This window comes from Sphingopyxis sp. EU05-FHT14B03 (assembly GCF_058790875.1).
On record NZ_JBYTDC010000002.1, the window covers coordinates 1,079,810 to 1,105,248 of the forward strand.

At 65.1% G+C, this 25,439-nt stretch carries 31 protein-coding genes; 4 read left to right on the forward strand and 27 right to left on the reverse strand.

The features are described 5' to 3' along the window. Positions 1-3: 3 nt before the first annotated feature. From nuoK to AC3WS4_RS14345, 17 genes are read right to left on the reverse strand one after another with little or no spacing between them, the layout of a single operon-like run. Entirely contained in the window at positions 4-309 is a 306-nt protein-coding gene (gene nuoK, locus AC3WS4_RS14265) for an NADH-quinone oxidoreductase subunit NuoK (RefSeq protein WP_053554267.1), read from the reverse strand. After that, the gene (locus tag AC3WS4_RS14270; RefSeq protein ID WP_492739573.1) at positions 306-917 is read right to left on the reverse strand and encodes an NADH-quinone oxidoreductase subunit J; all 612 of its coding nucleotides are present in this window, start codon (positions 915-917) and stop codon (positions 306-308) included. The genes nuoK and AC3WS4_RS14270 overlap by 4 nt, the downstream gene beginning before the upstream one ends. Before the next feature lie 12 nt (positions 918-929). Then, a complete protein-coding gene (gene nuoI, locus AC3WS4_RS14275) occupies positions 930-1,415 on the reverse strand; it encodes an NADH-quinone oxidoreductase subunit NuoI (RefSeq protein WP_492739572.1) in 486 nt (161 codons plus the stop codon). After that, positions 1,412-1,942, reverse strand: coding sequence for a hypothetical protein (locus tag AC3WS4_RS14280; RefSeq protein ID WP_492739571.1), 531 nt, complete (start codon positions 1,940-1,942; stop codon positions 1,412-1,414). Before AC3WS4_RS14280 ends, nuoI begins: the two co-directional genes overlap by 4 nt. Beyond that, positions 1,939-2,979 carry an NADH-quinone oxidoreductase subunit NuoH gene (gene nuoH, locus AC3WS4_RS14285; RefSeq protein ID WP_492739788.1) on the reverse strand — a complete coding sequence of 347 codons (1,041 nt, stop codon included), beginning with the start codon at positions 2,977-2,979 and terminating at the stop codon, positions 1,939-1,941. Before nuoH ends, AC3WS4_RS14280 begins: the two co-directional genes overlap by 4 nt. A gap of 53 nt (positions 2,980-3,032) precedes the next feature. Continuing rightward, entirely contained in the window at positions 3,033-3,170 is a 138-nt protein-coding gene (locus AC3WS4_RS14290) for a hypothetical protein (protein WP_431591200.1), read from the reverse strand. Continuing rightward, positions 3,167-5,179, reverse strand: coding sequence for an NADH-quinone oxidoreductase subunit NuoG (gene nuoG, locus AC3WS4_RS14295; protein WP_492739570.1), 2,013 nt, complete (start codon positions 5,177-5,179; stop codon positions 3,167-3,169). Before nuoG ends, AC3WS4_RS14290 begins: the two co-directional genes overlap by 4 nt. Before the next feature lie 3 nt (positions 5,180-5,182). Next, a complete protein-coding gene (locus AC3WS4_RS14300; protein ID WP_492739569.1) occupies positions 5,183-5,833 on the reverse strand; it encodes a hypothetical protein in 651 nt (216 codons plus the stop codon). Continuing rightward, entirely contained in the window at positions 5,830-6,534 is a 705-nt protein-coding gene (locus AC3WS4_RS14305) for a hypothetical protein (RefSeq protein WP_492739568.1), read from the reverse strand. The genes AC3WS4_RS14300 and AC3WS4_RS14305 overlap by 4 nt, the downstream gene beginning before the upstream one ends. After that, the gene (nuoF, locus tag AC3WS4_RS14310; RefSeq protein ID WP_187140210.1) at positions 6,531-7,820 is read right to left on the reverse strand and encodes an NADH-quinone oxidoreductase subunit NuoF; all 1,290 of its coding nucleotides are present in this window, start codon (positions 7,818-7,820) and stop codon (positions 6,531-6,533) included. The genes AC3WS4_RS14305 and nuoF overlap by 4 nt, the downstream gene beginning before the upstream one ends. Next, positions 7,820-7,996, reverse strand: a complete 177-nt coding sequence (locus tag AC3WS4_RS14315; protein WP_492739567.1) for a hypothetical protein — start codon at positions 7,994-7,996, stop codon at positions 7,820-7,822. The genes nuoF and AC3WS4_RS14315 overlap by 1 nt, the downstream gene beginning before the upstream one ends. Further along, complete coding sequence (locus AC3WS4_RS14320; protein ID WP_492739566.1) at positions 7,996-8,664, reverse strand: complex I 24 kDa subunit family protein; 669 nt, start codon at positions 8,662-8,664, stop codon at positions 7,996-7,998. Before AC3WS4_RS14320 ends, AC3WS4_RS14315 begins: the two co-directional genes overlap by 1 nt. After that, on the reverse strand, positions 8,664-8,969 hold the full coding sequence (locus AC3WS4_RS14325; RefSeq protein WP_056352291.1) for a nuclear transport factor 2 family protein: 306 nt from the start codon (positions 8,967-8,969) through the stop codon (positions 8,664-8,666). The genes AC3WS4_RS14320 and AC3WS4_RS14325 overlap by 1 nt, the downstream gene beginning before the upstream one ends. A 23-nt stretch (positions 8,970-8,992) precedes the next feature. Continuing rightward, positions 8,993-10,210: an NADH-quinone oxidoreductase subunit D gene (locus tag AC3WS4_RS14330; protein ID WP_492739786.1), complete on the reverse strand. Its 1,218-nt coding sequence runs from the start codon at positions 10,208-10,210 to the stop codon at positions 8,993-8,995. A gap of 35 nt (positions 10,211-10,245) precedes the next feature. Next, complete coding sequence (locus AC3WS4_RS14335; protein ID WP_492739565.1) at positions 10,246-11,160, reverse strand: NADH-quinone oxidoreductase subunit C; 915 nt, start codon at positions 11,158-11,160, stop codon at positions 10,246-10,248. Beyond that, positions 11,160-11,714, reverse strand: coding sequence for a NuoB/complex I 20 kDa subunit family protein (locus AC3WS4_RS14340; protein ID WP_156377814.1), 555 nt, complete (start codon positions 11,712-11,714; stop codon positions 11,160-11,162). Before AC3WS4_RS14340 ends, AC3WS4_RS14335 begins: the two co-directional genes overlap by 1 nt. After that, entirely contained in the window at positions 11,711-12,085 is a 375-nt protein-coding gene (locus AC3WS4_RS14345) for an NADH-quinone oxidoreductase subunit A (RefSeq protein WP_056351288.1), read from the reverse strand. Before AC3WS4_RS14345 ends, AC3WS4_RS14340 begins: the two co-directional genes overlap by 4 nt. A gap of 211 nt (positions 12,086-12,296) precedes the next feature. Here AC3WS4_RS14345 and AC3WS4_RS14350 point away from each other — a divergent pair, with 211 nt between their 5' ends. Both AC3WS4_RS14350 and AC3WS4_RS14355 read left to right on the forward strand, forming a co-directional pair. Continuing rightward, complete coding sequence (locus AC3WS4_RS14350) at positions 12,297-12,776, forward strand: YbjN domain-containing protein (RefSeq protein WP_492739564.1); 480 nt, start codon at positions 12,297-12,299, stop codon at positions 12,774-12,776. Between the two features lie 145 nt (positions 12,777-12,921). Beyond that, complete coding sequence (locus AC3WS4_RS14355) at positions 12,922-13,908, forward strand: acyl-CoA thioester hydrolase/BAAT C-terminal domain-containing protein (RefSeq protein ID WP_492739563.1); 987 nt, start codon at positions 12,922-12,924, stop codon at positions 13,906-13,908. 16 nt (positions 13,909-13,924) lie between these two features. On the opposite strand, the gene AC3WS4_RS14360 is transcribed toward AC3WS4_RS14355, so the two are convergent. The 3 genes from AC3WS4_RS14360 to AC3WS4_RS14370 all read right to left on the reverse strand — a co-directional run bounded on the left by AC3WS4_RS14360 (position 13,925) and on the right by AC3WS4_RS14370 (position 17,513). Beyond that, the gene (locus AC3WS4_RS14360) at positions 13,925-14,743 is read right to left on the reverse strand and encodes an inositol monophosphatase family protein (RefSeq protein WP_056351281.1); all 819 of its coding nucleotides are present in this window, start codon (positions 14,741-14,743) and stop codon (positions 13,925-13,927) included. Between the two features lie 120 nt (positions 14,744-14,863). Further along, positions 14,864-15,427 carry an elongation factor P gene (efp, locus tag AC3WS4_RS14365; RefSeq protein WP_056351280.1) on the reverse strand — a complete coding sequence of 188 codons (564 nt, stop codon included), beginning with the start codon at positions 15,425-15,427 and terminating at the stop codon, positions 14,864-14,866. A 112-nt stretch (positions 15,428-15,539) separates the two neighbouring features. Beyond that, positions 15,540-17,513: an OPT family oligopeptide transporter gene (locus AC3WS4_RS14370; protein WP_492739562.1), complete on the reverse strand. Its 1,974-nt coding sequence runs from the start codon at positions 17,511-17,513 to the stop codon at positions 15,540-15,542. A gap of 157 nt (positions 17,514-17,670) precedes the next feature. On the opposite strand from AC3WS4_RS14370, the gene AC3WS4_RS14375 reads away from it, so the two are divergent. Beyond that, the gene (locus AC3WS4_RS14375) at positions 17,671-17,847 is read left to right on the forward strand and encodes a hypothetical protein (RefSeq protein ID WP_492739561.1); all 177 of its coding nucleotides are present in this window, start codon (positions 17,671-17,673) and stop codon (positions 17,845-17,847) included. Between the two features lie 4 nt (positions 17,848-17,851). On the opposite strand, the gene AC3WS4_RS14380 is transcribed toward AC3WS4_RS14375, so the two are convergent. Next, positions 17,852-18,376, reverse strand: coding sequence for a M23 family metallopeptidase (locus AC3WS4_RS14380; RefSeq protein WP_492742847.1), 525 nt, complete (start codon positions 18,374-18,376; stop codon positions 17,852-17,854). Next, the gene (gene thiE, locus AC3WS4_RS14385) at positions 18,373-19,008 is read right to left on the reverse strand and encodes a thiamine phosphate synthase (RefSeq protein WP_492739559.1); all 636 of its coding nucleotides are present in this window, start codon (positions 19,006-19,008) and stop codon (positions 18,373-18,375) included. Before thiE ends, AC3WS4_RS14380 begins: the two co-directional genes overlap by 4 nt. Before the next feature lie 35 nt (positions 19,009-19,043). Here thiE and AC3WS4_RS14390 point away from each other — a divergent pair, with 35 nt between their 5' ends. Further along, positions 19,044-19,436: a hypothetical protein gene (locus AC3WS4_RS14390; RefSeq protein ID WP_262407995.1), complete on the forward strand. Its 393-nt coding sequence runs from the start codon at positions 19,044-19,046 to the stop codon at positions 19,434-19,436. A gap of 113 nt (positions 19,437-19,549) precedes the next feature. Here AC3WS4_RS14390 and AC3WS4_RS14395 read toward each other — a convergent pair whose 3' ends face one another. The 5 genes from AC3WS4_RS14395 to tkt all read right to left on the reverse strand — a co-directional run bounded on the left by AC3WS4_RS14395 (position 19,550) and on the right by tkt (position 25,406). Next, positions 19,550-20,206: an O-methyltransferase gene (locus AC3WS4_RS14395; protein ID WP_492739784.1), complete on the reverse strand. Its 657-nt coding sequence runs from the start codon at positions 20,204-20,206 to the stop codon at positions 19,550-19,552. Between the two features lie 4 nt (positions 20,207-20,210). After that, positions 20,211-21,080 carry a fructose bisphosphate aldolase gene (locus tag AC3WS4_RS14400; RefSeq protein WP_492739781.1) on the reverse strand — a complete coding sequence of 290 codons (870 nt, stop codon included), beginning with the start codon at positions 21,078-21,080 and terminating at the stop codon, positions 20,211-20,213. A gap of 100 nt (positions 21,081-21,180) precedes the next feature. Beyond that, positions 21,181-22,377 carry a phosphoglycerate kinase gene (locus AC3WS4_RS14405; RefSeq protein ID WP_492739558.1) on the reverse strand — a complete coding sequence of 399 codons (1,197 nt, stop codon included), beginning with the start codon at positions 22,375-22,377 and terminating at the stop codon, positions 21,181-21,183. A 17-nt stretch (positions 22,378-22,394) separates the two neighbouring features. Further along, a complete protein-coding gene (gene gap / locus AC3WS4_RS14410) occupies positions 22,395-23,402 on the reverse strand; it encodes a type I glyceraldehyde-3-phosphate dehydrogenase (RefSeq protein WP_056351266.1) in 1,008 nt (335 codons plus the stop codon). Positions 23,403-23,438: 36 nt separating this feature from the next. Further along, positions 23,439-25,406, reverse strand: a complete 1,968-nt coding sequence (gene tkt, locus AC3WS4_RS14415; protein WP_492739557.1) for a transketolase — start codon at positions 25,404-25,406, stop codon at positions 23,439-23,441. Positions 25,407-25,439: the final 33 nt, after the last annotated feature.

A 25,439-nucleotide genomic window follows, 5' to 3' on the forward strand; every position in this document is an offset into this window, starting at 1 on the left:
GGCTTACCCCTTCATCCGGTTGGCGTCATCGACCGCAATGGTGCCGCGGCCGCGGAAATAGATCACGAGAATGGCGAGCCCGATCGCGGCCTCGCCGGCGGCGACGGTCAGCACGAACATCGCGAACACCTGTCCGACGAGATCGCCGAGCGCGGCGCTGAACGCGACGAGGTTGATGTTCACCGCGAGCAGGATCAGCTCGATCGCCATCAGGATGACGATGATATTTTTGCGGTTGATGAAGATGCCGAGCACGCCGAGCGTGAACAGCACGGCACTGACCGCGAGATAATGGCCAACCGAGATCACAGCTCAACCCCCTGCCCGACGCCCGGGTCGACGAGGCGCGTGGCATCCTCGGGACGGCGCTGGTTCTGCGACGAAATATTCTGGGTGCGCGCGCCGCCGCGCTGGCGGTGGGTCAGCACGATCGCGCCGATCATCGCCACCAGCAGCACGATGCCCGCCGCCTCGAACAGGAAGATATACTTCGTGTAGAGCAGTTCGCCGATCTGCTGGATATTGCTCTTGTCGGCGACCGCGGGCGCGGCGCGCGCCGCGAGATCGATCCCGCCCGCGCTCCACGCGCCGACCGCGAAGATCAGTTCGGCGGCGAGGATGATCGCGACGAGCGCGCCGAGCGGCAGATAGCGCACGAAACCCGCGCGCAATTCGGCGAAATCGATGTCGAGCATCATCACGACGAACAGGAACAGCACCGCGACCGCGCCGACATAGACGATGACAAGCAGCATCGCGATGAACTCGGCCCCCGCGAGCAGCATCAGTCCCGCCGCGTTGAAGAAGGCGAGGATCAGCCACATCACGCTGTGGACCGGATTGCGCGCGAAAATCACCATCGCGGCGGACGCGATGACGAGCGTGGCGAACAGATAGAAGGCGAAGAGCTGGATCATGTGCGCGCGCCCTTACCGGTAGGGCGCGTCGGCGGCAAGATTCGCCGCGATCGCCCGTTCCCATTTGTCGCCATTGGCGAGCAGCTTGGCCTTGTCATAGAGCAGTTCCTCGCGCGTTTCGGTCGCGAATTCGAAGTTCGGCCCCTCGACCACCGCATCGACCGGGCATGCTTCCTGGCAAAAGCCGCAATAGATGCACTTGGTCATGTCGATGTCGTAGCGCGTCGTGCGGCGCGATCCGTCGTCGCGCGGTTCGGCCTCGATCGTGATCGCCTGCGCCGGGCACACCGCTTCGCACAGCTTGCACGCGATGCAGCGTTCCTCGCCATTCGGATAACGGCGCAGCGCATGCTCGCCGCGGAAGCGCGGGCTCAGCGGGTTCTTCTCGAACGGATAGTTGATCGTCGCCTTGGGCTTGAAGAAATATTTCAAGGTCAGCCAATGGGCCTTGACGAATTCCCACAGCGTGAAGCTTTTGACGAGATGGCCGATGTTCATTGAACGGTCTCCGGCGACGACGGCGCGAGCTGATTTTGCAAACGAGCGAACTCTTTGTTGGAGGAATCCCGAGGCTTGCCGATGGTGCATGTGCCAGAATATTGATAGCGATCTTCGCCGGTGCCTGATCCCACCGTGTATAAAGATGCGTTGTAATTCATGGAATTATCGTCCGTATTCCCGAATGATAGCGTCACCAGATCATTGTCGCTCTTCACCGGCAATTTTTTGGTTTTAGTAAACATAACAACCATTCGGGACGGGCTGACGAGCGTGGCCTGCGGATAAAGGTCGCCCAAAATTGCATTGGGATCGACAAATCGAATTTCGCCTTCTGTAAGGCGCTCGTCTGTTTTCGGGTGAAATTGAAGCACGAGATCCAGTTCTGCGGACTCGTCGCTTTCCTTCGCCATTTTGCACAGCGCTATGGCGGCATTGTCGAGCGTGACCGGCCCGTTCTGAGCAAGGGCCTGATTGCTCGACACCGCCAGAACCAGCGTCAAGGAGAGGGCGCTGACGCGCTTCACGCCCCATACCTCGTCAGCATGAGCCAGCCCGAAATCAGGAAGATCCAGATCAGCGAGATCGGCAGGAAGACCTTCCAGCCCAGCCGCATCAGCTGGTCGTAGCGGTAGCGTGGGACGGTCGCCTTCACCCAGCTGAACACGAAGAAGAAGAACAGGATCTTGCCGAACAGCCACACCCAGCCCGGAATGTCGAACCAGGGGATCAGGTCGATGTTGAGCGGCGGCAGCCAGCCGCCCCAGAACAGCACCGCGTTGAGGGTGCACATCAGCAAGACGTTGGCATATTCGCCGAGCCAGAAGAGCGCGAAGGCCATCGACGAATATTCGGTCTGATAGCCCGCGACGAGCTCCGATTCCGCTTCGGTGAGGTCGAACGGCGCGCGCGCGGTTTCGGCGAGCGACGAGATCAGGAACATCACCGCGAGCGGGAAGAGCAGCGGCTGGAAACCGAAACCCTGGAAAAAGCCGAACAGCGCATATTTGTCAGCGCCCTGCGCCTTGATGATCTCGTTCAGGTTGAAGCTGTCGGCATAGAGCACGACCCCGATCAGGATAAACCCGATCGAGACTTCGTAGGAGATCATCTGCGCCGATGCGCGCATCGCGGAAAAGAAAGGATATTTCGAGTTCGACGCCCAGCCCGACAGGATCACGCCATAGACGCCGAGCGACGAGATCGCGAGGATGTAGAGCAGCCCGACGTTGATGTCGGCGAGCACCGCGCCCGCATTGAACGGGATCACCGCCCACGCCATCAGCGCCACCGTGAAGGTGATGATCGGCGCGATCAGGAACAGCCCGCGGTTCGCACCGGTCGGGATGATCGTTTCCTGCAGGAAGACTTTCAGGCCGTCGGCGAACGACTGAAGCAGGCCGAAGGGGCCGACAACGTTCGGGCCGCGACGCAGCGCGATCGCCGCCCAGATCTTGCGGTCGGCATAGATGATCATCGCGACACTGAGCATCAGCGGCAGCGCGATGAGCAGGATGCCCGCGATCGTCGCCAGCGCCCAAGCGGCTTCGGCCGACATCCCCATGTCGACCCATCCCTTGAACGGGACGTAGAGCATCATTCGCTGGAAATATTCGGTCATTTCTTCGCGCCGTCCTGATTGCGCCAGCCGTTGTGCGGGCCAGGCTTTTCACTCTTGGGCGCGTTGAAACCGCGCCAGACGGCGTAGCCCATGCCGACGAGCAAGGTGCTGGCGATGATATGCACCGGGGTCATTCCGCGGCCTCCACAAAAGTGACGCCATGGACCAGCTCTTCCGAGCAGCGCTGCATCGTCGGCGACGCGCGGCAGATGGCGTTGGTGAGATAGAAATCCTTGACCGGCGACGGGATCGCGCGGGCCTCGGGCTTGGCCGGCAGCTTGGGAACCGTCCAGCCATAGTCGGCAAGCCCCTCGACGCCCAGCGCGGGCACCGCGGCGATCATCGCGGCGCGGCATTCGGCGAAGCTGTCGAAGCCGATGTTGACGCCGAGCGCGTCAGCCAAAGCCCTGAAAATGCTCCAGTCCTCGCGCGCGTCGCCGGGGGCGAACACCGCCTTGTCGCTGCGCTGGACCCGGCCCTCGGTGTTGACCGTGGTGAAGTCCTTTTCGGTCCATGCCGCGGCGGGCAGGATGATATCGGCGGCGTGCGCGCCCTTATCGCCATGATGGCCGACATAGACTTTCAGCGTATCGGCGAAGGCGGTGAAATCGACTTCGTCGGCGCCGAGGAAGAAGGCGAGCTTCGGCTTCGCCGCGATCACGTCCTTGATTCCGCCGGGCAGGCCGTAGCCGAGCATCAGCGCGCCCATGCGCGCGGCCGAGAAATGCACGACGTTGAAGCCGTTCCAGCCGTCCTTGACCGCATCCACCGCCTTGGCGAGCGCGAGGCCGGCGCCGTGAACGCCGGGCACCGAGAGCGCGCCGCCGCCGAAGATCAGCATCGGCCGTTCGGCGCCCTTCAGCGCGTCGGTGACAGGCTTCGGCAGCTTCGCGACCAGCGAGGCGTCGTCGCCGAGCCATTCGGTCTTGTAGGTGAGATCGGTTTCGGGGCCGATCGCGAAGACCTTGGCGCCCTTTTTCCACACCGCCTTGCGGACGCGGGTGTTGATCAGCGGCGCTTCCCAGCGCAGGTTCGTGCCGACGAGCAGGATCACGTCGGCGTTCTCCGCCTCGGCGATCGTGGTGTTGAAATTGACCGCCGACAGGCTGGTAACGTCGTAATCGAGCCCGGTCTGGCGCCCTTCGAGCAGGGTGCCGCCGAGCGCATTGACCAGCGATTTCGCCGCGAACATCGTCTCGCAATCGGCGAGGTCGCCCGCGATGGCGGCGACCGACGATCCGGCGTTGACCGCCTTGATCGCCGCGAACGCCTCGGCCCAGCTTGCGGGCTGGAGCGCGCCATTCACCCGAACATAAGGCTGATCGAGGCGGCGACGGACGAGGCCGTCGACATGGTGGCGCGTCTTGTCGTTCGCCCATTCCTCGTTCACATCGTCGTTGACCCGCGGCAGCACGCGCAGCACCTGGCGCCCGCGGGCGTCGATGCGGACATTGGTGCCGACCGCGTCCATCATGTCGATGCCGAGCGTCTTGGTCAGCTCCCAAGGACGCGCCTCGAACGCATAGGGCTTCGACGTCAGTGCGCCGACCGGGCACAGGTCGACGACATTGCCCGACAGCTCGCTCTGCACCGCATTTTCGAGGTAGCTGGTGATCTGCATATTCTCGCCGCGATAGATCGCGCCGATATCTTCGACCCCCGCGACTTCCTCGGCAAAACGGACGCAACGCGTGCACTGGATGCAGCGGGTCATCACCGTCTTGACGATCGGGCCCATATATTTTTCGGTGACCGCGCGCTTGTTCTCGTCATAGCGCGTCGCGCCGCGGCCATAGGCGACCGACTGGTCCTGCAAATCGCATTCGCCGCCCTGATCGCAGATCGGGCAGTCGAGCGGGTGGTTGATGAGCAGGAACTCCATCACCCCCTCGCGCGCCTTCTTGACCATCGGGCTGTCGGTCTTGATCACTTGCCCCTCGGCAGCGGGCAGCGCGCAGCTGGCCTGCGGCTTCGGCGGACCGGGCGCGACCTCGACGAGGCACATGCGGCAATTGCCGGCGATCGACAGGCGTTCGTGATAGCAAAAGCGCGGGATTTCCTTCCCCGCCAGCTCGCACGCCTGCAGGACGGTCGCGCCCTGCGGGACGTCGATTTCGGTGCCATCTACGGTTACTTTAGGCATGAATCAGCTTTCCTGGGCCGCCAGCAGGCGGAAGCTTGCGGTGGCAATGATCGAGCGGAGGCCGGTCACGCTGGCCTCGACCGGTGCACCCTGACCGCAAAGTTTGACGACGGGCATCAATTTTCCGGCGGCCTTGTCCTCGTCGGCGGATCCGGGTTCGGACGCAAACAGCGCCGCCACCTCGTCCGGGGTCGAACGCGCGACGCACATCGCGACCTTGTCCGACGGCGCATAGGTCGGCGCTTCCTTGCCGGCAGCAGCCTTTGCAAGGCGGCCGTTGAGCGGGGCCGCGTCGCGTTCGATCATGACTTCGGCCAGCGCTGCGGCAAAGGCCAGATCGTCCATGCGCAAACGGCCACGAAGGCCGGCATTGCGCGCGCAGCCTTCATTATCGCGCGCCAGATTGCGAAGACCATTGCGATATTCGGTGGTCCGGAAATCGCGGTTCAGCGTTTGGCCGACCTTCTCGGGGCTCTTCTCGATCACGCACGCGGCAAAACGCGCCATCGTCGACCGCGCTTCGGGATCGGCCTTGAAGATCGCCCCGTCGCGCTCGCGTTCAGGATCGGGCCAGGGCGTCGGCGTATTATCGACTTGCGGCGCCCGTTCGGGCGCCTGCGCTGCGGCAAGAAGGGCGAATGCAAGCGCGATCATTGCGTAGCTCCCACTTCGACAACCGGTTGAGACCGATGGAAGATCGGCTCGGCGACCGCGTAGCGCAGCACTTCGGGCGTGATCTCGATTTCCTGGCCCGCGACGACGCAATGCGACAGATGAGGGATAAGCTTGCGCATCGCCGGCCCCTGCCCGCCCTTGCCCGGTTCGGACAGGACCAGTTCGATCGCGCCCGCGCTCTCGCGGTTGACCAGGCAATCGCCCATCTCGAACAGCGCGAGCAGCGGCGCATCGAGCGACGCGTCGTCGGGCAGCGCGTCGAGCGCGGCAGCGAACCAGGGCTTCTCGCTCGCCCGCACCGATGCCGCCCCGTTGCTGTCCGCGATCTGCCGGCGCGCCATCGCCACGCCGAGCGAGGGCCGCAGCGCACGCCCGGTGAATTCAAGCTTCTTCCCGTCGAGCACGAACCGTTCGTCGTCCATGCAGGTACCGAGCGGCCCCTCGCTGCGCAGCATCACGCGATGCTCAGCCTCTGTCCCGGGCAATGTATCGAGTATCTCGCGCGAGATCTGGTTGCGCCGCTCCGCCATGCAAGCGGTGACAAGCGCGATGGTTTCGCTCGTATCATATTTGGTCGCGGTCTTGCCGATACGCGTGCCGGTACGCTGCGCCGACGCGTCGGTCGGCACAGTCGCTGCGGCCATCACCGCAAGGGCAAGGATCGGCGCGGCGAATTTCACTCGGCGGCCTCCAACGCACCGCCATTGTCGCGGATGCGGCGTTCGAGTTCGGGGCGGAAATGCTTGATCAGGCCCTGGATCGGCCACGCCGCGGCGTCGCCGAGCGCGCAGATGGTATGGCCTTCGACCTGCTTGGTGACGTCGAACAGCGTGTCGATTTCGCTGATGTCGGCGTCGCCGGTGCGCAGCCGTTCCATCACGCGCCACATCCAGCCGGTGCCTTCGCGGCACGGCGTGCACTGGCCGCAGCTTTCATGCTTGTAGAAATAGCTGATGCGGCTGATCGCCTGGACGACGTCGGTCGACTTGTCCATCACGATGGCGGCGGCGGTGCCGAGGCCCGATCCGACGGCCTTCAGCCCGTCGAAATCCATCGGGCAGTCCATGATCTCGGCCGCCGGAACCAGCGGCACCGACGAACCGCCGGGGATGACCGCGAGCAGATTGTCCCAGCCGCCGCGAATGCCGCCGCAATGCTTGTCGATCAGTTCGCGGAAGGGAATGCTCATCTCTTCCTCGACGACGCACGGGCGCTCGACATGGCCCGAAATCTGGAAGAGCTTGGTGCCCTTGTTGTTCTCGCGCCCGAAGGAGGAGAACCATGACGCGCCGCGCCGCAGGATCGTCGGGACGACCGCGATGCTTTCGACATTGTTGACCGTCGTCGGACAGCCATAGAGACCCGCGCCCGCCGGGAACGGCGGTTTCAGGCGCGGCTGGCCCTTCTTGCCCTCAAGGCTTTCGATCATCGCGGTTTCTTCGCCGCAGATGTACGCGCCGGCGCCGCGGTGGACAAAAACGTCGAAATCATAACCCGACTTGGCGGCGTTCTTGCCGAGCAGGCCGGCATCATACGCCTCCTGCACCGCGGCGAAGAGCGTCTCGGCCTCGCGGATGAACTCGCCGCGGATGTAGATATAGGCGGCGCGCGCGCGCATCGCGAAACCCGCGATCAGCGCGCCTTCGATCAGCTTGTGCGGATCGTGGCGGATGATCTCGCGGTCCTTGCACGAACCCGGCTCGGATTCGTCGGCGTTGATGACGAGGAAGCTCGGGCGATCGGCGCGCGGCTCCTTCGGCATGAACGACCATTTCAGACCGGTCGGGAAGCCCGCGCCGCCGCGGCCGCGCAGCCCCGACGCCTTGATCTCCTCGATGATCGCGTCCTGGCCGCGCTTCATCAGGTCCTTGGTCTTGTCCCAGTCGCCGCGCATCTGCGCGGATTTGAGGTTCCACGGCTGAAAACCGTAGATGTTGGTGAAGATGCGATCCTTGTCGGCGAGCATTAGCGGCGCTTTCCGAAAAGCCGTTCGGCGAGGAAATAGATGACGAGGATGACCGCGACGACGATCGCGATCTGCGCCAGATTGATCGCCACCTTGGCCGCCAGCGAGAGCAGCACGCACGCCACGATCACGAAGACCAGCAGGACGATCAGCTGGATGAGTTTCTGGACGTTCATTACCAGGCCTTCCGATAGTCGTGGTTGGCCTTGACCATCTCGACCAGCGTCGTCGGGCCGCCCTGCGGCTCGCTGGTGTGGCGATCGGCGAGCTGGGTTCCCGCCTTCGGCGTCTCGCCCGCCGCCAGCGCATCGAGGATCGCGGCGGTGCGGTCGAAATCGAGGTCTTCGTAATTATCGTCGTTGATCTGGACCATCGGCGCGTTGGTGCAGGTGCCCATGCACTCGACCTCGGTCAGCGTGAACAGGCCGTCGGGGGTGGTCTTGCCCTTGACCATGCCGCGGTTCTTGCATGCCGCCATCACATCGTCCGACCCGCGCAGCAGGCACGGCGTCGTCCCGCACACCTGGACATGATAGCGACCGACCGGCGCCATATTGTACATGGTGTAGAAGGTCGCGACCTCATAGGCGCGCATGAAGGGCATATCGAGCTGGCTCGCGACATATTCGATCACCGGCACGGGCAGCCAGCCCTGCGTCTGCGTCTCGGCGCCGACCTGGCGCTGCGCGAGATCGAGCAAAGGCATCACCGCCGAGCGCTGGCGCCCCGCGGGGTAGCGCGCGATGATGCCCTTCGCCTTGTCGGCATTTTCGGCGGTCCAGACGAACGCGCCCCAGCGCGCGCGAACTTCGGCCTCATCGGGGATTTGGGGGGCGTCGGCCATTAGCGGACAAACTCCACACGCGACACCTTGTCGCCTTCGAAACTATAGATGGACATGACCTCGAACGGGTCGGCCTCCGGCGAGCGAGCGACCTTTTCGTGCAGGACGACGAAATCGCCCAGCGTGTAGCCCGAGAGGATTTCGGCGCGGTTCTGCGGAAATTCGGCGAACATCGCCTTCAGCCCGTCGCGCACGCCTTCCCTGCCGTCGCGAACGACCGCGCCGCGATAGCCGGCCTCGGCCGCGTCGTCGGTCATCAGCGCGACATAGGCGTCGGCATCTTGCGCATTGTAATGCGCGATCATCGTCTCGGCGATGTCCAGCTTGCTCACCGGTCGCACTCCCCGAACACGACGTCGATCGCGCCGATGATCGCGGTGGTGTCGGCGAGCATATGGCCCTTCGACATCATATCCATCGCCTGCAGGTGCGAGAACGCCGTCGGGCGGATCTTGCAGCGGTACGGCTTGTTGCTGCCGTCGCTGACCAGATAGACCCCAAATTCGCCCTTCGGGCTTTCGGTCGCGACATAAACTTCGCCCGCGGGGACGTGGAAGCCCTCGGTGTAGAGCTTGAAGTGATGGATCAGCGATTCCATCGACTGCTTCATCTCGCCGCGCTTCGGCGGCACGACCTTGCGGTCGAGGCTGGCGATCGGGCCGGTCGGCATGTCGCGCAGGCACTGCTTGATGATCTTCGCCGACTGATAGACTTCCTCGACGCGGACCATGAAGCGGTCGTAGCAGTCGCCGCGGGTGCCGACGGGGATGTCGAAATCCATCGCGGCATAGGCGTCATAGGGCTGCGACTTGCGCAGATCCCAGGCGATGCCGCTGCCGCGGATCATCGGGCCCGAGAAGCCCCAGGCGAGCGCGTCTTCCTTCGACACCGTCGCGATATCGACGTTGCGCTGCTTGAAGATGCGGTTGTCGATGACGAGGCTCATCGCGTCGCCGAACAATTCGGGCAGCCGCTTTTCGACCCACTCGCCGATGTCGACGAGCAGCTTTTCGGGGACATCCTGATGCACGCCGCCGGGGCGGAACCACGCCGAATGCATGCGCGCGCCCGACGCGCGTTCGAAGAAGTTCAGGCAATCCTCGCGCAGCTCGAACACCCACAGGTTCGGGGTCATCGCGCCGACGTCCATGACGTGGCTGCCGATGTTGAGCATGTGATTGCAGATGCGCGTCAGCTCGGCGAACAAAACGCGCAGATATTGCGCGCGCGCCGGGACTTCGAGGTCGAGCAATTTCTCGATCGCGAGCACATAGCTATGCTCCATCGCGAGCGGCGAGCAATAGTCGAGCCGGTCGAAATAAGGCAGCGCCTGGAGATAGGTCTTATACTCGATCAGCTTCTCGGTGCCGCGGTGGAGCAGTCCGACATGCGGATCGACGCGCTCGATGATCTCGCCATCGAGTTCGAGCACGAGACGCAACACCCCGTGCGCCGCGGGATGCTGCGGCCCGAAGTTGATCGTGTAGTTGGTCACGACCTGGTCGCCCGCGGTGTTCGCGGTATCGACCGGATAGCCTTCGAACATGTCGCCGCCGTGGTGCTTCACATAGGGAGAGTCGGTCATGCGTCACCTCCGTCCGTTTTGGCAGCTTTGGGCTTGCGCGGCGCGCGCGGCTTGGCCGGGGCCTTTTCCGCCTTGGTCGTCGCGGGCGTCTTGGCGGGCCTGGTCGCCGCCTTCGCGCTCGCGCCGTCGCGGCTGGTTTTCGCAGCCTTCAGATTGGCCTTCGCGCCGGCGCCGGTCTGCGCCGGGGTTTCGGTGGTTTTGGGAGTCGGCGGCGGCGAGGCCTTCGCCTTGTCGTCGGCCGCCTTGACCTCTTTCGCGGTCATCGGCGTCGGCGCGCCCTTGCCGGGCGCCTCGCCCGTGCCGCCGGCCTTTTCGTCGCCGGGCAGCACATAGTCGGCGCCTTCCCACGGCGACATGAAGTCGAAATTGCGGAAATCCTGCGCGAGCCGCACGGGTTCATAGACGACGCGCTTGTCCTCTTCGCTGTAGCGCAGCTCGGTATAACCGGTCAGCGGGAAGTCCTTGCGCTGGGGATGGCCCTGGAACCCATAGTCGGTCAGGATGCGGCGCAGGTCGGGGTTGCCCGCGAACAGCACGCCATACATGTCGAACACTTCGCGCTCGAGCCAGCCGGCGTTCGGCCAGACGGGAACGATCGTCGGCACCGGCGTCGCCTCGTCGGTCGAGACGCGGACGCGCAGGCGGTGGTTCTTCGTGACGCTGAGCAGGTGATAGACGACCTCGAAGCGCTCAGGCCGGTCGGGATAGTCGACCCCGGCGATCTCCATCATCTGCTGATAGTCGAGATTGTCGCGCAGCGCGATCATCACCGCGGCGATCGCGTCGCGATCCACCGTGATGCTGTCCTCGTCGGCGGCAAAATCATGCGCGAGCAAATCCTTGCCGAGCAGCGCCTTGAGCGCAGCAGCAAGGCCCGACTGCGGGGCGACCAAAGGAGCAGGATGACCCATCAGCGTTCGATCGTTCCGGTGCGGCGGATCTTCCGCTGCAATTGCATCACGCCATAGAGCAAGGCTTCGGCGGTCGGCGGGCAACCGGGGACATAGATGTCGACGGGCACGATGCGGTCGCAGCCGCGCACCACCGAATAGCTATAGTGATAATAGCCGCCGCCATTGGCGCAGCTGCCCATCGAGATGACATATTTCGGGTTCGACATCTGGTCGTACACGCGGCGCAGCGCGGGCGCCATCTTGTTGCACAGCGTGCCCGCGACGATCATCACGTCCGACTGGCGCGGCGAGGCGCGCGGCGCGGCGCCGAAGCGTTCCATGTCGTAACGCGGCATGTTGACGTGGATCATCTCGACCGCGCAGCACGCGAGGCCGAAGGTCATCCACCACAGCGAGCCGGTGCGCGCCCAGTTGAACAGATCCTCGGTCGAAGTGACGAGGAAGCCCTTGTCGCCGACCTCGTTGTTGAGGTCGTCGAAAAAGCCCGCATCGGGATTCGTTCCGGGCGCCACCGGCATCTGGCCGGGCATCAGGATGCTCGAATTGCTCATTCCCAATCCAGCGCCCCTTTCTTCCATGCATAAACAAGGCCGAGTGCGAGTTCGGCGAGGAAAATCATCATCGTCGCCCAGCCGGCCCAGCCGATTTCCTCGAGGCTCACCGCCCAGGGAAAGAGGAAGGCCGCTTCGAGATCGAAGATGATGAAAAGAATGGCGACGAGATAAAAGCGCACGTCGAACTGGCTGCGCGCGTCCTCGAACGCGGGAAAGCCGCATTCATATTCGGTCAGCTTCGCCGGATCGGGCTGGTGCGCACCGGTCAGGCGGGAAACGCCCATCGGCAGGAACACGAATGCGGCCGACAGGCCGACAGCCACGAACAGGAAAATCAGGATCGGCAGATATTGCGTCAGGTCGACCATGGGAGCTCGCAGTTCATCTGTTGTCTGTTGGGGTGTTGGTCACCCTTTGTTGCGGGCGCTTTAGGCCAGCAAAGCGCCACTCGCAAGCGCTGCGGACAGGAAAATCATGCCCATGTGACCAAAAGCATATTGTCCCCTGGCGAGGCATGTTACGCCGCCGTCGGGTCGGTCGGCCGCGCGTATCGCGGATGGTATGGAATGAGGGAAGAACATGGGTAAATTTTCGATAGCGGGCGGGTTGGTCGTGGCGGCGGCAATGTTCGCGGCGGCGCCCGCGCAGGCCCAACTGGTCAACGCGAAGGATCCGCAGGCGATCAAGGCGATCGTCGAGTCGCAAGGCTGGCCTGCGACGCTGGTCACCAAGCCGGGTGAGAATCCTTATATCGAAAGCAGCCGCGACGGCCTGAAGTTCCTCGTCCTGTTCATGAACTGCGACGGGGGCAAGGACTGCAAGACGCTGCAATATTATATGGGTTTCAACGACGCCAAGAGCACGACGCTTGAGCGGCTCAACAAATGGAACAGCGAGAAACGCTTCGCGCGCGCCTATCGCGACGATAGCGGCGACCCGGTGCTCGAAATGGACGTCGACCTCGACTTCGCGGGCCTTCCGCGCGAAAATCTGAGCGATAGCTTCAGCACCTGGGCGGCGCTGATGGACGCCTATCAGGCGTTCGTCTTCGAAAAATAGCGATGGAGCGTCGGGCGCGATGTCTCGACGGACGTCGCGCCCGGCGACCGCCGCAGGAAGAAATGGGGAATCGTCCGCGCAACGCCCTTGCCTTGCTGTATTATCAAACTAAAACAGCAGATCGAAATCCCAGGAAAGGACGACGATGCTGCGGGCGACATTTGTTGGAACGATATTGGCACTGGCCAGCCCGGCCATCGCCTGCGCCGAAGAGGCCCCACAATCGGCAACGGCGGCCATCGAGGAAACGGCGATTGCGGGTTTTCCGCATGCCAGGCTCTACCGGCTTGCCGGGCCCCAGCAGCGGCCGGTCGTCGTCATCCTCGCCGGCGCCGAGGGCGGTGACGGGGCCGGAAAGCGTTTCGGACCGATCCTCGCCCGGCTTGGCTATGCCGCGGTCAGCCTGCCCTATTATTCGCCGAACTGGGGCAGCTTTGGACCGCCGCCCGAATATGCCGACCTGCCGGGCAGCTTCATCGACATTCGGGTCGACCAGATCGCCGGGCTGAAGGCGCAACTCGCGACGCTGCCGGGCGTCGACACCAGCCGGTTCGGCCTGTTCGCCGGATCGAAAGGGTCCGAATTCGCGCTGATCGCCGCAAGCCGCTATCCATGGATCGCCGGCGTCGTCGCTTATGCGCCGTCCGATCTGGTGTGGGAGGGCTGGGGGCTAGAGATGGTCGAGGCCGAGGGCACGCGATCGTCCTTCGCCTTCGATGACAAGCCCCTGCCCTTCATGCCCTATCGCGGTTTTGTCGAAGGGCTGATGGCCGGCGACAAGGCCGATTTGCGCGCGATCCACGAGAATGGCCGCGCCGACCATGGCGATCGCGAAACCGCCGCGCGCATTCCGGTCGACGCCTATCGCGGCAAGCTGATGCTGATCGCGGGCGACAAGGACCGGCTGTGGAATTCGGGCCGGATGGCGCGTAACATCGTCGCGACGCGCGACGCGGCAGGGTTGAAGACCACCGCGCTGCTCTATCCCGATGCCGGGCATGACCTGGCGGGCGGGTCGACCGAAGCCCGCGACGATCCGCGCGGCGGCGGCAGTCCTGATGCCAACGCCAAGGCGCGCGGCGATGCCTGGCCGCAGGTCGTGGGGTTTCTCAGGGACGCGCTGCGTCCCTGAATCGTAACGCGAGAAATCAGGCGTTGCGCAGCGCGCCCGCGACCAGTTTCTGCAGCTTAGAATGCACCGCGGCGCTGCCGGCGATGAATTCGCTGCGTTCGATCGCGCGGTCGCCGCCGCGGAAATCGCTGACGAACCCGCCGGCTTCGCGCACCAGCAATATGCCGGCGGCGACGTCCCAGATCTTGAGGTCGCTTTCCCAGAAACCATCATAACGGCCCGCCGCGACCCACGCGAGGTCGAGGCTGGCGGCGCCGAAGCGGCGGATGCCGGCGACTTCGGGCGCGACCGCGCCGAACACGCGGCTCCACTGCGCCATATTGCCATGGCCCATGAAGGGGATGCCGGTGGCGATCAGGCATTCGTTGAGATGGCGGCGCGACGACACGCGCAGGCGGCGGTCATGCAGCCAGGCGCCGCGCCCGCGCTCGGCCCAATAGCTTTCGTCGGTCACCGGGTGGTAGATGAGGCACGAGGTGATATCGCCCCAGCCGCCGCCGAGTTTGGGTTCCTGGACCGCGATCGAGATCGCGAAATGCGGGATCGCGTGGAGGAAGTTCGAGGTGCCGTCGAGCGGATCGATGATGAAGCGCGGCTTGCCAGGGTCGCCCTCGATCACGCCGCCCTCTTCGAGCACGAAGCCCCAACCCGGACGATCGCGGCCGAGTTCGTCATAGAGCGTACGCTCGGCGGCTTGGTCGGCCTTCGAAACGAAGTCTGCGGGCCCCTTTTGCGAGACCTGCAGATGCTCGATCTCGCCGAAGTCGCGGCGCAGCTTGGTGCCCGCCTTGCGCGCGGCGCGTTCCATGACGGTGATGATGCCCGATACGGCCATTTCGAATCTCCCCCCTCCCGCTTGCGGGAGGGGTCGGGGGAGGGAATGTATTCGGGACAAAAGCCTGCTCCCCGAACAGGCCCTCCCCCGACCCCTCCCGCAAGCGGGAGGGGAACTTAATCAGTCCGCGCGGCGGACATATTCGCGATCGTACACATGCACGACGATGCGGGTGCCGCTGGTGATGTGCGGCGGCACCATCACGCGCACGCCATTGTCGAGGATCGCGGGCTTGTACGACGACGAGGCGGTCTGCCCCTTCACCACCGCGTCGGCCTCGACGATCGTCGCTTCGATATGTTCGGGCAGTTCGACCGAGATCGGGCGCTCTTCCCAAAGCTCGAGCACGACATCCATGCCGTCCTGCAGGAATTCATGCGCTTCGCCAACGACGTCCTTGGCGATCGTGATCTGTTCGAACGTGTCCTTGTCCATGAACACCAGATCGTCGCCTTCGGCATAGAGGAACTGGAAATCCTTGGTGTCGAGGCGGACCTTTTCGACCGTGTCGGCGCTGCGGAAACGGTTGTTGAGTTTGCGGCCGTCGATCAGATTCTTGGCTTCGACCTGCATATAGGCGCCGCCCTTGCCCGGCTGGGTGTGCTGGATCTTGGTGACCTTCCAGATCCCCTTTTCATATTCGATAATATTGCCGGGACGGATTTCAACGCCGGTGATTTTCATCGCGCACACTCGCTGGTTCAAGGATGGAAAGAGCCGCCGACGCGCCGCGACGCACCGGATACAGGAGCGCGCCCTTAGCCGCGAAGGCGGCGAAGGGCAAGCGCGCGTTCGTTCAGGCCGTGGTCTCGACCGCCTTGCGCGTCCGCGCATAGCTGAGCGAGATCAGCGCGACGAACAGGCCTAGGCCGATGAAGATCGACGGCACATGGAAGCCGTCGCCGACCACCGCGAGCGGCGCATCGCTGTCGGTCGCGTAGACGAGGCCCGCATAAAAGACCCCGAACAAGCTCTCTCCGACGATCATTCCGGTCGCGGTCAGCACGCCCATGCGGTGCGCGAAGGCGGCGTTGGCGCGGCGTTCGGCCCAGCGATCATAGAACCAGCCCCCAACAGCGCCGATGACGACGGGCAGGATCACCGCCATCGGCAGGTAGATACCGATGCCGATGGCGAGCGGCGGCAGCCGCAGCTTGCCCGCGCGGCCGAGCAGTTCGTCGACGAGGATGAAGCCGACGCCCGTGAGCGCGCCATAGCCGAGCATCGTCCAGTTGAGATCACCGCCGAGCACGCCCTTGGCCAGCGACGAGATCAGCCCGGCCTGCGGCGCGGCGAGCGCATTCGGACCCGCGCCGGGAACGCCGACGAAGCCGAGCGTCTCGTTGAGCACGTTGAGCACCGGCGGCACCACAAGCGAACCGAAGAACACGCCGATCATCAGCGCGACCTGCTGCTTCCACGGCGTCGCGCCGACGAGCTGGCCGGTCTTGAGGTCCTGGAGATTGTCGTTCGAGATTGTCGCGATGCCGAACACCGCGCCGGTGACGATCAGCGCATAGGCGACCATCGCCGCGCTCGCCTCTTCGCCGCCGCCGCGCCCGAGCAGCCCGACGAGCAACAACGACGAGGCGATGATCGCGAGGATGCCGATGCCCGACACCGGCGAGTTCGACGCCCCGATCAGGCCGGCCATATAGCCGGTGACCGACGCGATCATCAGCCCGATCACGACGATGAAGACGAGCGCGCCCGCGACGAGAATCACCGCCGACCCCGCCAGCGGCCCGCTTGCGAGGATCGACCAGAGCAGCCAGGCGATCGGGATCAGCACCAGCAGCGACCCGCCGAACACCCAGCCGATCGGAATATCCTGCTCGCCGACCGCCAGCACCGTGCCCGCGTGACGCGCCTTGCTCGCCGCCATCGCCGAGCGGATGCCGCCGATCACCGGGCGCGCGATCTTGAGCAGCGTCCAGAGTGCCGCGACCGCGATCACCCCGGCGCCAAAAAAACGCACATCGGCGCGGAACACCGTGTTCGCGATCGTCTCGGCATCGGGGCCGGCGACGCCCTGCGTCAGGATCGGCAGCAATATCCACCAGCCGGTGACCAGCCCGACAAGCTGCGCCAGACCGACCGACAGGCCGACGAGATGGCCGACGCCGAACAGCGCGAAGCCGAGGCCGCCGGCGATACCGGTCGCGCCCGCGCCGACCGAGAACCATTTCGACACTTCGCCCGCCGCGACCTTCATCTGGGTGAGCAGGGTGAAGCCTGCGGCGACGAGGCTGTTCCAAAGCAAGGCCGACAGGCCCGCCTTATTCTCCGCCGCGCCCTCGGCGCTCGCGGCGCCGACCTGCAGCACTTCGGCGGCGGCGCGCCCTTCGGGATAGGGCAGGTCCGAATCGACGACGAGCGCGCGGCGCAGCGGTACCGAGAAGAGCACGCCCAACAGGCCGCCGAGCATCGTGATCGCGGTGGTTTCGAGCAGCGGGAAGCCCTGCCAGTAGCCGACCATGACGAGGCCGGGCAGCACGAAGATGATCGCGGCGAGCGTGCCCGCGGCGCTCGCGATCGTCTGGACGATATTATTCTCGAGGATCGTCGCGCCGGTCATGAAGCGCAGCAGCGCCATCGAAATCACCGCGGCGGGAATCGAGGTCGCAAAGGTCAGCCCGACCTTCAGCCCCAGATAGACGTTCGCGGCGGTGAACATCAACGTCAGGACGCCGCCGAGCAGAACGGCGCGCAACGTCAATTCGCGGACGCCGGCTTTCGCCCTGGTGGTTGGCGTGGTGGCTTCGGTCATACTCGGTCTCCCCGCCCGCTGTGTTGCGACGTGCCGCGCGATGCGCAAGCGAAAAGGCGCGGGCGCTATTGGACAGAAGCGCCAAATGCGACGGACCGAAATCCTTTTGACGCAACGATCCAATAGGAATGCGCCCGGCGCTGGCAGAAGCGCCCCCATGATGACCTGCAACCTCTCCGACGATATGCGCCGCCCCCGCCGCGGCGGCAACGCCCTTCCCCGGCGCCCCACCCCCTGTGCCGGCCTGTTCGGCTGGCGAAAGGATGGCGCCCCGCCCCGCAACCGCGACGACGGCCCCGGCAAGAAGCCCGGCCCCGACTACCCCGCCGGCTGACCCGTCAACGGCGGCCGCGCCGTCCGGTGAGCAGCGGATAGGGATTGATCGGCTCGCCCGCGGTCCAGGCGCTACCCGGCACGGTGGTCAGCATCTGCAAATGCAGGTGCGGAAAGGCCGGGTCGGCATTGCCGCTCGCCCCGACGGTCGCGATCACCTGCCCCTGTTTGACCCTGTCCCCTTCGGCGAGGCCGCGGCGATAGCCCTGCAGATGCGCGTAATAGAGCATCAATCGACCGTCATCGGAGCGCTGATAGATGGTGAGGCCGCCGCGGTCGGAGGTAAAGAGCTTCTCGATCCGCCCGTCCATCGCGGCCAGCACCGGCGTGCCGACGGGTGCCGGAATGTCGATCGCATGGTGCGCGCGCCCGCCGGCGCGCGCGCTGGTCCAGCTGTCGACCAGTTCGGAGGGCCTGATCCCCTCGACCGGAATGATGATGGCGATGTCCGGTGCGCCGCGTCCGCTCGCTGCCCCTGCGACGCCCAATGCGAGCATCGCAATCGCAGCGCGGACCGCCGCGCTTTTCACCCCGCCAGTAACGCGTCGAACTGTTTCACCGCCGCCGCCGCGCCCTCGGGGTGCGACCAGACCGCCCCCGACACCGCGATGAAATCGGCGCCGGCGTCGATCAATGCCCGGGCATTGTCGGGGGTGATGCCGCCGATCGCGACGCACGGCAGTTCGAACATGCTTTGCCACCAGGTCAGGATTTCGGGGTCGGCCATATGCTCGACCGCCTTGGTCGTCGTCGGATGGAACGCGCCGAACGCGACATAATCCGCGCCGGCATCGCCCGCTTCCATCGCGAGGTGGCGACTGCCGTGACAGGTCACGCCGATCTGCGCATCGGCACCGAGGATGCGGCGCGCCTCGCGGGGATCGCCATCGTCCTGCCCCAGATGCAGCCCGTCGGCGCCGAGCCGTTTGGCGAGCGCGACATCGTCGTTGACGATGAAGGCGGTGTCGTGCGCGGCGCAGATCGCCTGCAGCGGTTCCGCTAGCCGCGCCGCTTCATGCTGCTCGACGCCCTTGACGCGAAACTGGAACGCCGCGACCGGCGCGGCGGCCAGCGCCTCCTCAAGCCGGGCAGGAAAATCGCCACCGACGTCGAGCGGCGAGATGAGATAAAGCTGGCACGGGGTGCGGGTCACTTGGGTCATGGCGGGTTCATAGCGACGCGCTTAGGTGCGGGCAAATGATGAAAACAGCCTGTCTCGCTACCCTCGGCGCCCTTTCGCTTTCGGCCTGCGCCGCGACCGGCGCCGCCACCCCGCTCGCCGACGGAAGCGACGTCGCGCTCGGCCAGCGCGCGATGGTCGACGGCCCGATCGTCCAGCCGGTCGAGATACTGGAAGACAGCCGCTGCCCGATGAACGCGCGCTGCGTCTGGGCAGGCCGGGTGCGGGTGAAGATGGTCTGGTGGCGCGGCAACGGCGAAAAGCAACCGTTCGAGGTGACGCTCGGCGAATCGACCCCGCTGGCGGACGGCGCGATCCGGCTGGAGTCGGTGCGGCCCGAGAAAAGGACCGACGTGACGCTGAAGCCCGAGGATTACCGGTTCAGTTTCCGGTTCGACGGCGGGATTTAACCCACCTCGTCATTGCGAGGAGCCGAAGGCGACGCGGCAATCTCAAGACATCGACTTTATGCGAGGTCGATGGCTGGAGATTGCTTCGCTTCGCTCGCAATGACGGGAGGGATTTAGCGCACCCGCGCCAGCACGAAGCCGTCCCATTTCTTCGCGCCGACCGTCTGCACCGCGGTCGCGTCGAGGCGCGGGTCGGCGCTCAGCATATCGAACAAGGCCCGCGTCCCGACGATGCGTTCGTCGTCGCTGTCCGCCTCCAGCACCCCGCCCTCGCGCACGACATTGTCGACGACGATCGTCGTGCCGCTGCGCCCCAGCCGGATCGCTTCGGCGACATAGTGCGCGTTGCTCTGCTTGTCGGCGTCGATGAAGACGAAATCGAACGGGTCGCCCGTCGCCATCGCGCCGAGGCTGTCGGCGGCGGAGCCGATCCGGATATCGACCTTGTCCGATACCCCGGCGTGCTCCAGATTTGCGCGCGCGACCCGGGCATGATGCGGTTCGAGTTCGAGCGTCACCAGCCGTCCGTCATCGGGCAGCGCGCGCGCCAGCCAGATCGTCGAATAACCGCCGAGCGTGCCGACTTCGAGGATGCGGTTCGCGCCGGCGATCTGGGCGAGCAGGAACAGCATCTTGCCCTGCGCCGCCGACACGTCGATCGGCGGCAAGCCCTGTTTTTCATTGTTGGAGAGGGTGGCGGCAAGCGCGTCGTCGGCGCCGAGCAATTTGTCGGCGATATAATCGTCGACGGCTTGCCACCTCTCTCCCATCACATCAGGCCACCGAGGCCGCGTGAATTTCGTCGATCGCACCGCCCAGCGACGCGTTGAAGTCATCATCGCTCATCTGGTGGCGCAGGTCTTCCAGCAGCGCGCGGCTGAAGCTCGCGATGATGCCGGGGTTCTTCGCCAGTTCGACACAGGCTTCGGGACGCGCGAAGCCGCCCGACAGCGCGACGACGCGGAGCACCTTGGGATGGTCGACCAGCGGCTGAAACAGCCCGGCTTCGGTCGGCAGCGACAGTTTGAGCATCACCGGTTCGCCGTCCCAGGCGTCGAGCGCGGCGAGCGTCGCGGCGAGCAGCAGGCGGTCGGCGGCATCGCGCTCGGCGCTCTTGATGTTCACTTCGGGCTCGATGATCGGGACGAGGCCGTGGGCGGCGATACGCGCGGCTTCGGCGAACTGCTGTTCGACGATCGCCTTGACGCCCGCTTCATTGGCGAGGTTGACGACGCTGCGCATCTTGGTGCCGAACACGCCCTTGGCGACGGCACGCGCGCACAACTCGTCGAGACCGGGGTTGGCCTTCATCAGCTGGACGCCGTCGGCTTCGTCTTCGAGCCCCTTGTCGACCTTCAGGAACGGCACCACGCCGCGCTCCCAGAGCAGCGCCGGGACGGGCTTACCGCCCGCATCACCGTCCATCGTGCGTTCGAACAGGATGGCGCCGATCACTTTCTCGCCGTTGAAGCAGGGCGCGGTGACGATGCGGCTGCGCATGTCGTGGATCAGCCCGAACATTTCCTCGTCGTTCGAGAACGCATCACCCTCGATGCCATAGCCCTTCAGCGCCTTGGGCGTCGAACCGCCGCTCTGGTCGAGCGCGGCGATAAAGCCCTGCCCCGATTTGATCTGGTCCAGCATGGCGGCATTGGCGGTGGTCATAACATCTCCGTGGCTTTGCATAGGTATGCGATGGCGCGCATAGCCACCCCGCTGGCGGGATGCAAATGCGCGCGCGAAATCAGGCTTTGAGCGCGTCGACCCCGGGCAGCGGCTTGCCTTCCATCCATTCGAGGAAGGCGCCGCCGGCGGTCGAGACGAAGGTGAAGTCGGCGGCCGCGCCGGCATGGTTGAGCGCCGCGACGGTGTCGCCGCCGCCCGCGACCGAAATCAGCGTGCCCCCGCGGGTCAACGCCGCGGCGGTTTTCGCGAGCGCGACGGTCGCGGTGTCGAACGGCGGGGTTTCGAACGCGCCGAGCGGGCCGTTCCACACCAAAGTGCGGCAATTCTTCAGCACGTCGGCGAGCGCCTCGGTTGCGGCGGGACCGATGTCGAGAATCATCTCGTCGGCGGCGACCTCGTGAACGTTGACCGTGCGCGTCGGCGGATTGGGGGCGAACTGCTTCGCCACCACGACATCATAAGGAAGATGGATCGTGCAGCCCGCCTTGTCGGCGGCGTCAAAGATCGCGTTGGCGGTCTCGACCAGATCATGTTCGCACAGCGATTTGCCGACATCGACCCCGCGCGCGGCGAGGAAGGTGTTCGCCATGCCGCCGCCGATGATCAGATGATCGACCTGACCGACGAGATTGCGCAGCACGTCGATCTTCGACGACACTTTGGCGCCGCCGACGACCGCCGCGACCGGATGCGCCGGATTGCCGAGCGCGGCGTCGAGCGCGTTGAGTTCGACCTCCATCGCACGGCCGGCATAGGAGGGCAGCCGGTGCGCGATGCCCTCGGTCGAGCCATGCGCGCGGTGCGCCGCCGAAAAGGCATCATTGACATAGAGGTCGCCGACTTCGGCGAGCGCATCGGCAAAGGCCGGGTCGTTGGCTTCTTCGCCGGGGTTGAAGCGCGTATTCTCCATCACCGCGACGTCGCCCGCGGCGAGCACCGCGACGCCCGCCTTGGCGCCTTCGCCGACGCATTCGGGGATGAACATCACCGAATGGCCGAGCACATCCTCGAGTCCGCCCATGACGAGGCTCAGCGATTGCGTCGGGTTCTTCGCGCCCTTCGGCCGCCCGAAATGGGCAAGTAACAGCACGATCGCGCCCTTGTCCGACAGTTCGCGGATCGTCGGCATCGCCGCCTCGATCCGCGTCCGGTCGCCGACCGCGCCGTCGATCATCGGGACATTGAGGTCGACGCGCACCAGCACCTTCTTGCCGGTGACGTCGCCGATGTCGTCGAGGGTCTTGAACGCGGCCATCGCTTTTTCCCTTCGGTTCAGAGGAACTTGGCGATCACGCCCGCGGTGTCGATCATGCGGTTCGAGAAGCCCCATTCATTGTCGTACCAGCTGAGCACGCGCACCAGCTTGCCGTCGATGACCGCGGTTTCGAGGCTGTCGATCGTCGAGCTGTCGGCATTGTGGTTGAAGTCGATCGAGACCAGCGGCTCCTCGGTGTAACCGAGCACGCCCTTGAGAGGGCCTTCGGCCGCGGCCTTGAGCACCGCGTTGACTTCTTCCTTGGTCGTCTCGCGCAGCGGCGTGAAGGTCAGGTCGACGACCGACACATTCGGGGTCGGGACGCGGATCGACGAGCCGTCGAGCTTGCCCTTGAGTTCGGGCAGGACGAGGCCGACGGCCACGGCGGCACCGGTCGAGGTCGGGATCATCGACATCGCGGCGGCGCGGGCGCGGCGCGGGTCGTCGTGGATCTGGTCGAGGATCTTCTGGTCGTTGGTGTAAGCGTGGATCGTCGTCATCAGGCCACGCTCGATTCCGATCGCCTCGTGCAGCACCTTGGCGAAGGGCGCGAGGCAGTTGGTCGTGCACGACGCGTTGGAGATGATCAGGTGGTCGGCGGTGATCTTGTCGTCGTTGACGCCATAAACGACGGTCAGATCGACTTCCTTGGCGGGGGCCGAGATCAGCACGCGCTTGGCGCCGGCATCGAGATGCTTCTGGCCGCCGGCCTTGTTGGTGAAGAAACCGGTACATTCCATCACGATGTCGATGCCGTTGGCGGCATGCGGCAGCGCGGCGGGGTCGCGTTCGGCGGTCACCTGGATGCGCTTGCCGTTGATGATCAGGTCGTTGCCGTCGACTTCGACGGTGCCGTTGAAGGCGCCGTGGACCGAGTCATGGCGGAGCAGGCGGGCGTTGGCCTTGGCATCGCCGAGGTCGTTGATCGACACCAGTTCGAGATCATGGTCGGTCCGTTCCAGAATCGCGCGCGCCACATTGCGGCCGATGCGTCCGAAACCGTTGATTGCAACCTTCACTGCCATGTCGAAAAGTCCTTTCTGCGTGGGGCGACCCGGTCCTTAATTGCCGAGCTTTGCCAGAATTTGCGGGGTGATCGCATCGACCGTCAGGCCGAAATGCGCGTAGAGATCGTCGATCGGTGCCGAGGCGCCGAAGCTGTCGATGCCGAACCGCAAGCCGTCGCGGCCGGTGTAGCGTTCCCAGCCAAAGGTCGTGCCCGCCTCGATCGAGACGATCAGCGCGTCGCGCGGCAGGATCGCGTCCTGATAGGCACCGTCCTGTTCATCGAACAATTCGGTCGAGACCATCGAGACGACGTCGGCGCCATGGCCGGCGGCTTCGAGCTTGTCGGCGATGTCCATCGCCAGCGACACTTCGGACCCGGTTGCGACGAGTACGACCTTGCGCGCAGCCGAAGCTGCGCGAAGACGGTAACCGCCTTTAGCGCAAAGATTTTCTGTGACGTCATGACGCAGCGGCGGCAGGTTCTGGCGGGTCAGCGCGAGCAGCGACGGCCGATCCGTCTGCGCCAGCGCAAGCGCCCAGCATTCGGCGGTCTCGACCGCATCGGCGGGGCGCATCACGAGCAGGTTCGGCATCGCGCGCAGCGATTGGAGATGCTCGATCGGCTGGTGCGTCGGGCCGTCCTCGCCGAGCCCGATGCTGTCGTGCGTCATCACATAGACGACTCGCTGCTGCTGCAGCGCCGACAGGCGGATCGCGGCGCGGCAATAGTCGGCGAACACCAGGAAGGTGCCGCCATAAGGGATGACGCCGCCGTGCAGCGCCATGCCGTTCATCGCGGCGGCCATGCCGAATTCGCGGATGCCATAGTAGATATAGCGACCCGAATAATCCTCCTTTGTCAGTGGCTTGGTCGACGAAGTTTTGGTGTTGTTCGAACCGGTAAGGTCGGCGCTGCCGCCGATCATCGCGGCAATATCGGCAGTGAGCGCGCCAAGCGTGTTTTCCGACGCCTTGCGCGTCGCCACCTTCGGCGGTTCGGCGACGAGGCCGTTCAGATAGGCGTCGAACGCCGCGCCGGGGGTCACGTTGCCCGCGATGCGTTCCGAAAATTCATCCTTCTTTTCGTCATTTGCGAGGCGAAGCTTCCACAACGAATGACGCTTCTTGCCGACTTCGCCGAAGGCCGACCAGGCTTCCGCGACATCGGCGGGAATTTCGAACGGAGCGGCGGTCCAACCGAGCGTCTCGCGCGCGGCGGCGATTTCGTCGGCGCCGAGCGGCGCGCCGTGAGTCGCCGACGTGCCCTGCTTGTTCGGCGCACCGAAGCCGATGATCGTGCGGCACGCGATCAGCGACGGGCGCGGATCGGCGAGCGCGGCGTCGATCGCGCGGCGGATGTCGGCGGGATCATGGCCGTCGCAGCTTTCGACATGCCAGCCGGTCGCGGCGTAGCGCGCGGCGATATCCTCGCTGGTCGACAGGTCGGTCGACCCGTCGATGGTGATCTTGTTGTCGTCCCACAATACGGTCATGCGGCCGAGGCCGAGGTGGCCGGCCAGCCCGATCGCTTCGTGGTTGATGCCCTCCATCAGGCAGCCGTCGCCGGCGATCACCCAGGTGCGGTGATCGACGAGGTCGTCGCCATAGAGGCTGTTGAGGTGGCGTTCGGCGATCGCCATGCCGACCGCGGTGGCGAGTCCCTGCCCCAGCGGACCGGTGGTCGTCTCGACGCCTTCGAGCTCGAAATTCTCCGGATGACCGGCACACGGGCTGCTCAGCTGGCGAAAATTGCGGATGTCCTCGATCGTCGGGCGCGCATAGCCCGCAAGGTGCAGCGTGGCATAGGCGAGCATCGAACCATGCCCCGCCGACAGGACGAATCGGTCGCGGTCGGGCCAGTGCGGATCGGTCGGGTCGAAGCGCAGATAATCCGAATACAGGACCGTGGCGACATCGGCCATGCCCATCGGCATCCCCGGATGGCCGCTGTTCGCGGCCTGGACGGCGTCCATCGCAAGCGCGCGGATCGCGTTGGCGAGCTGACGTTCGGGCAGTGTCATAAGTCCCCCGGAAAAGGATAGGCAGTTGGCGGG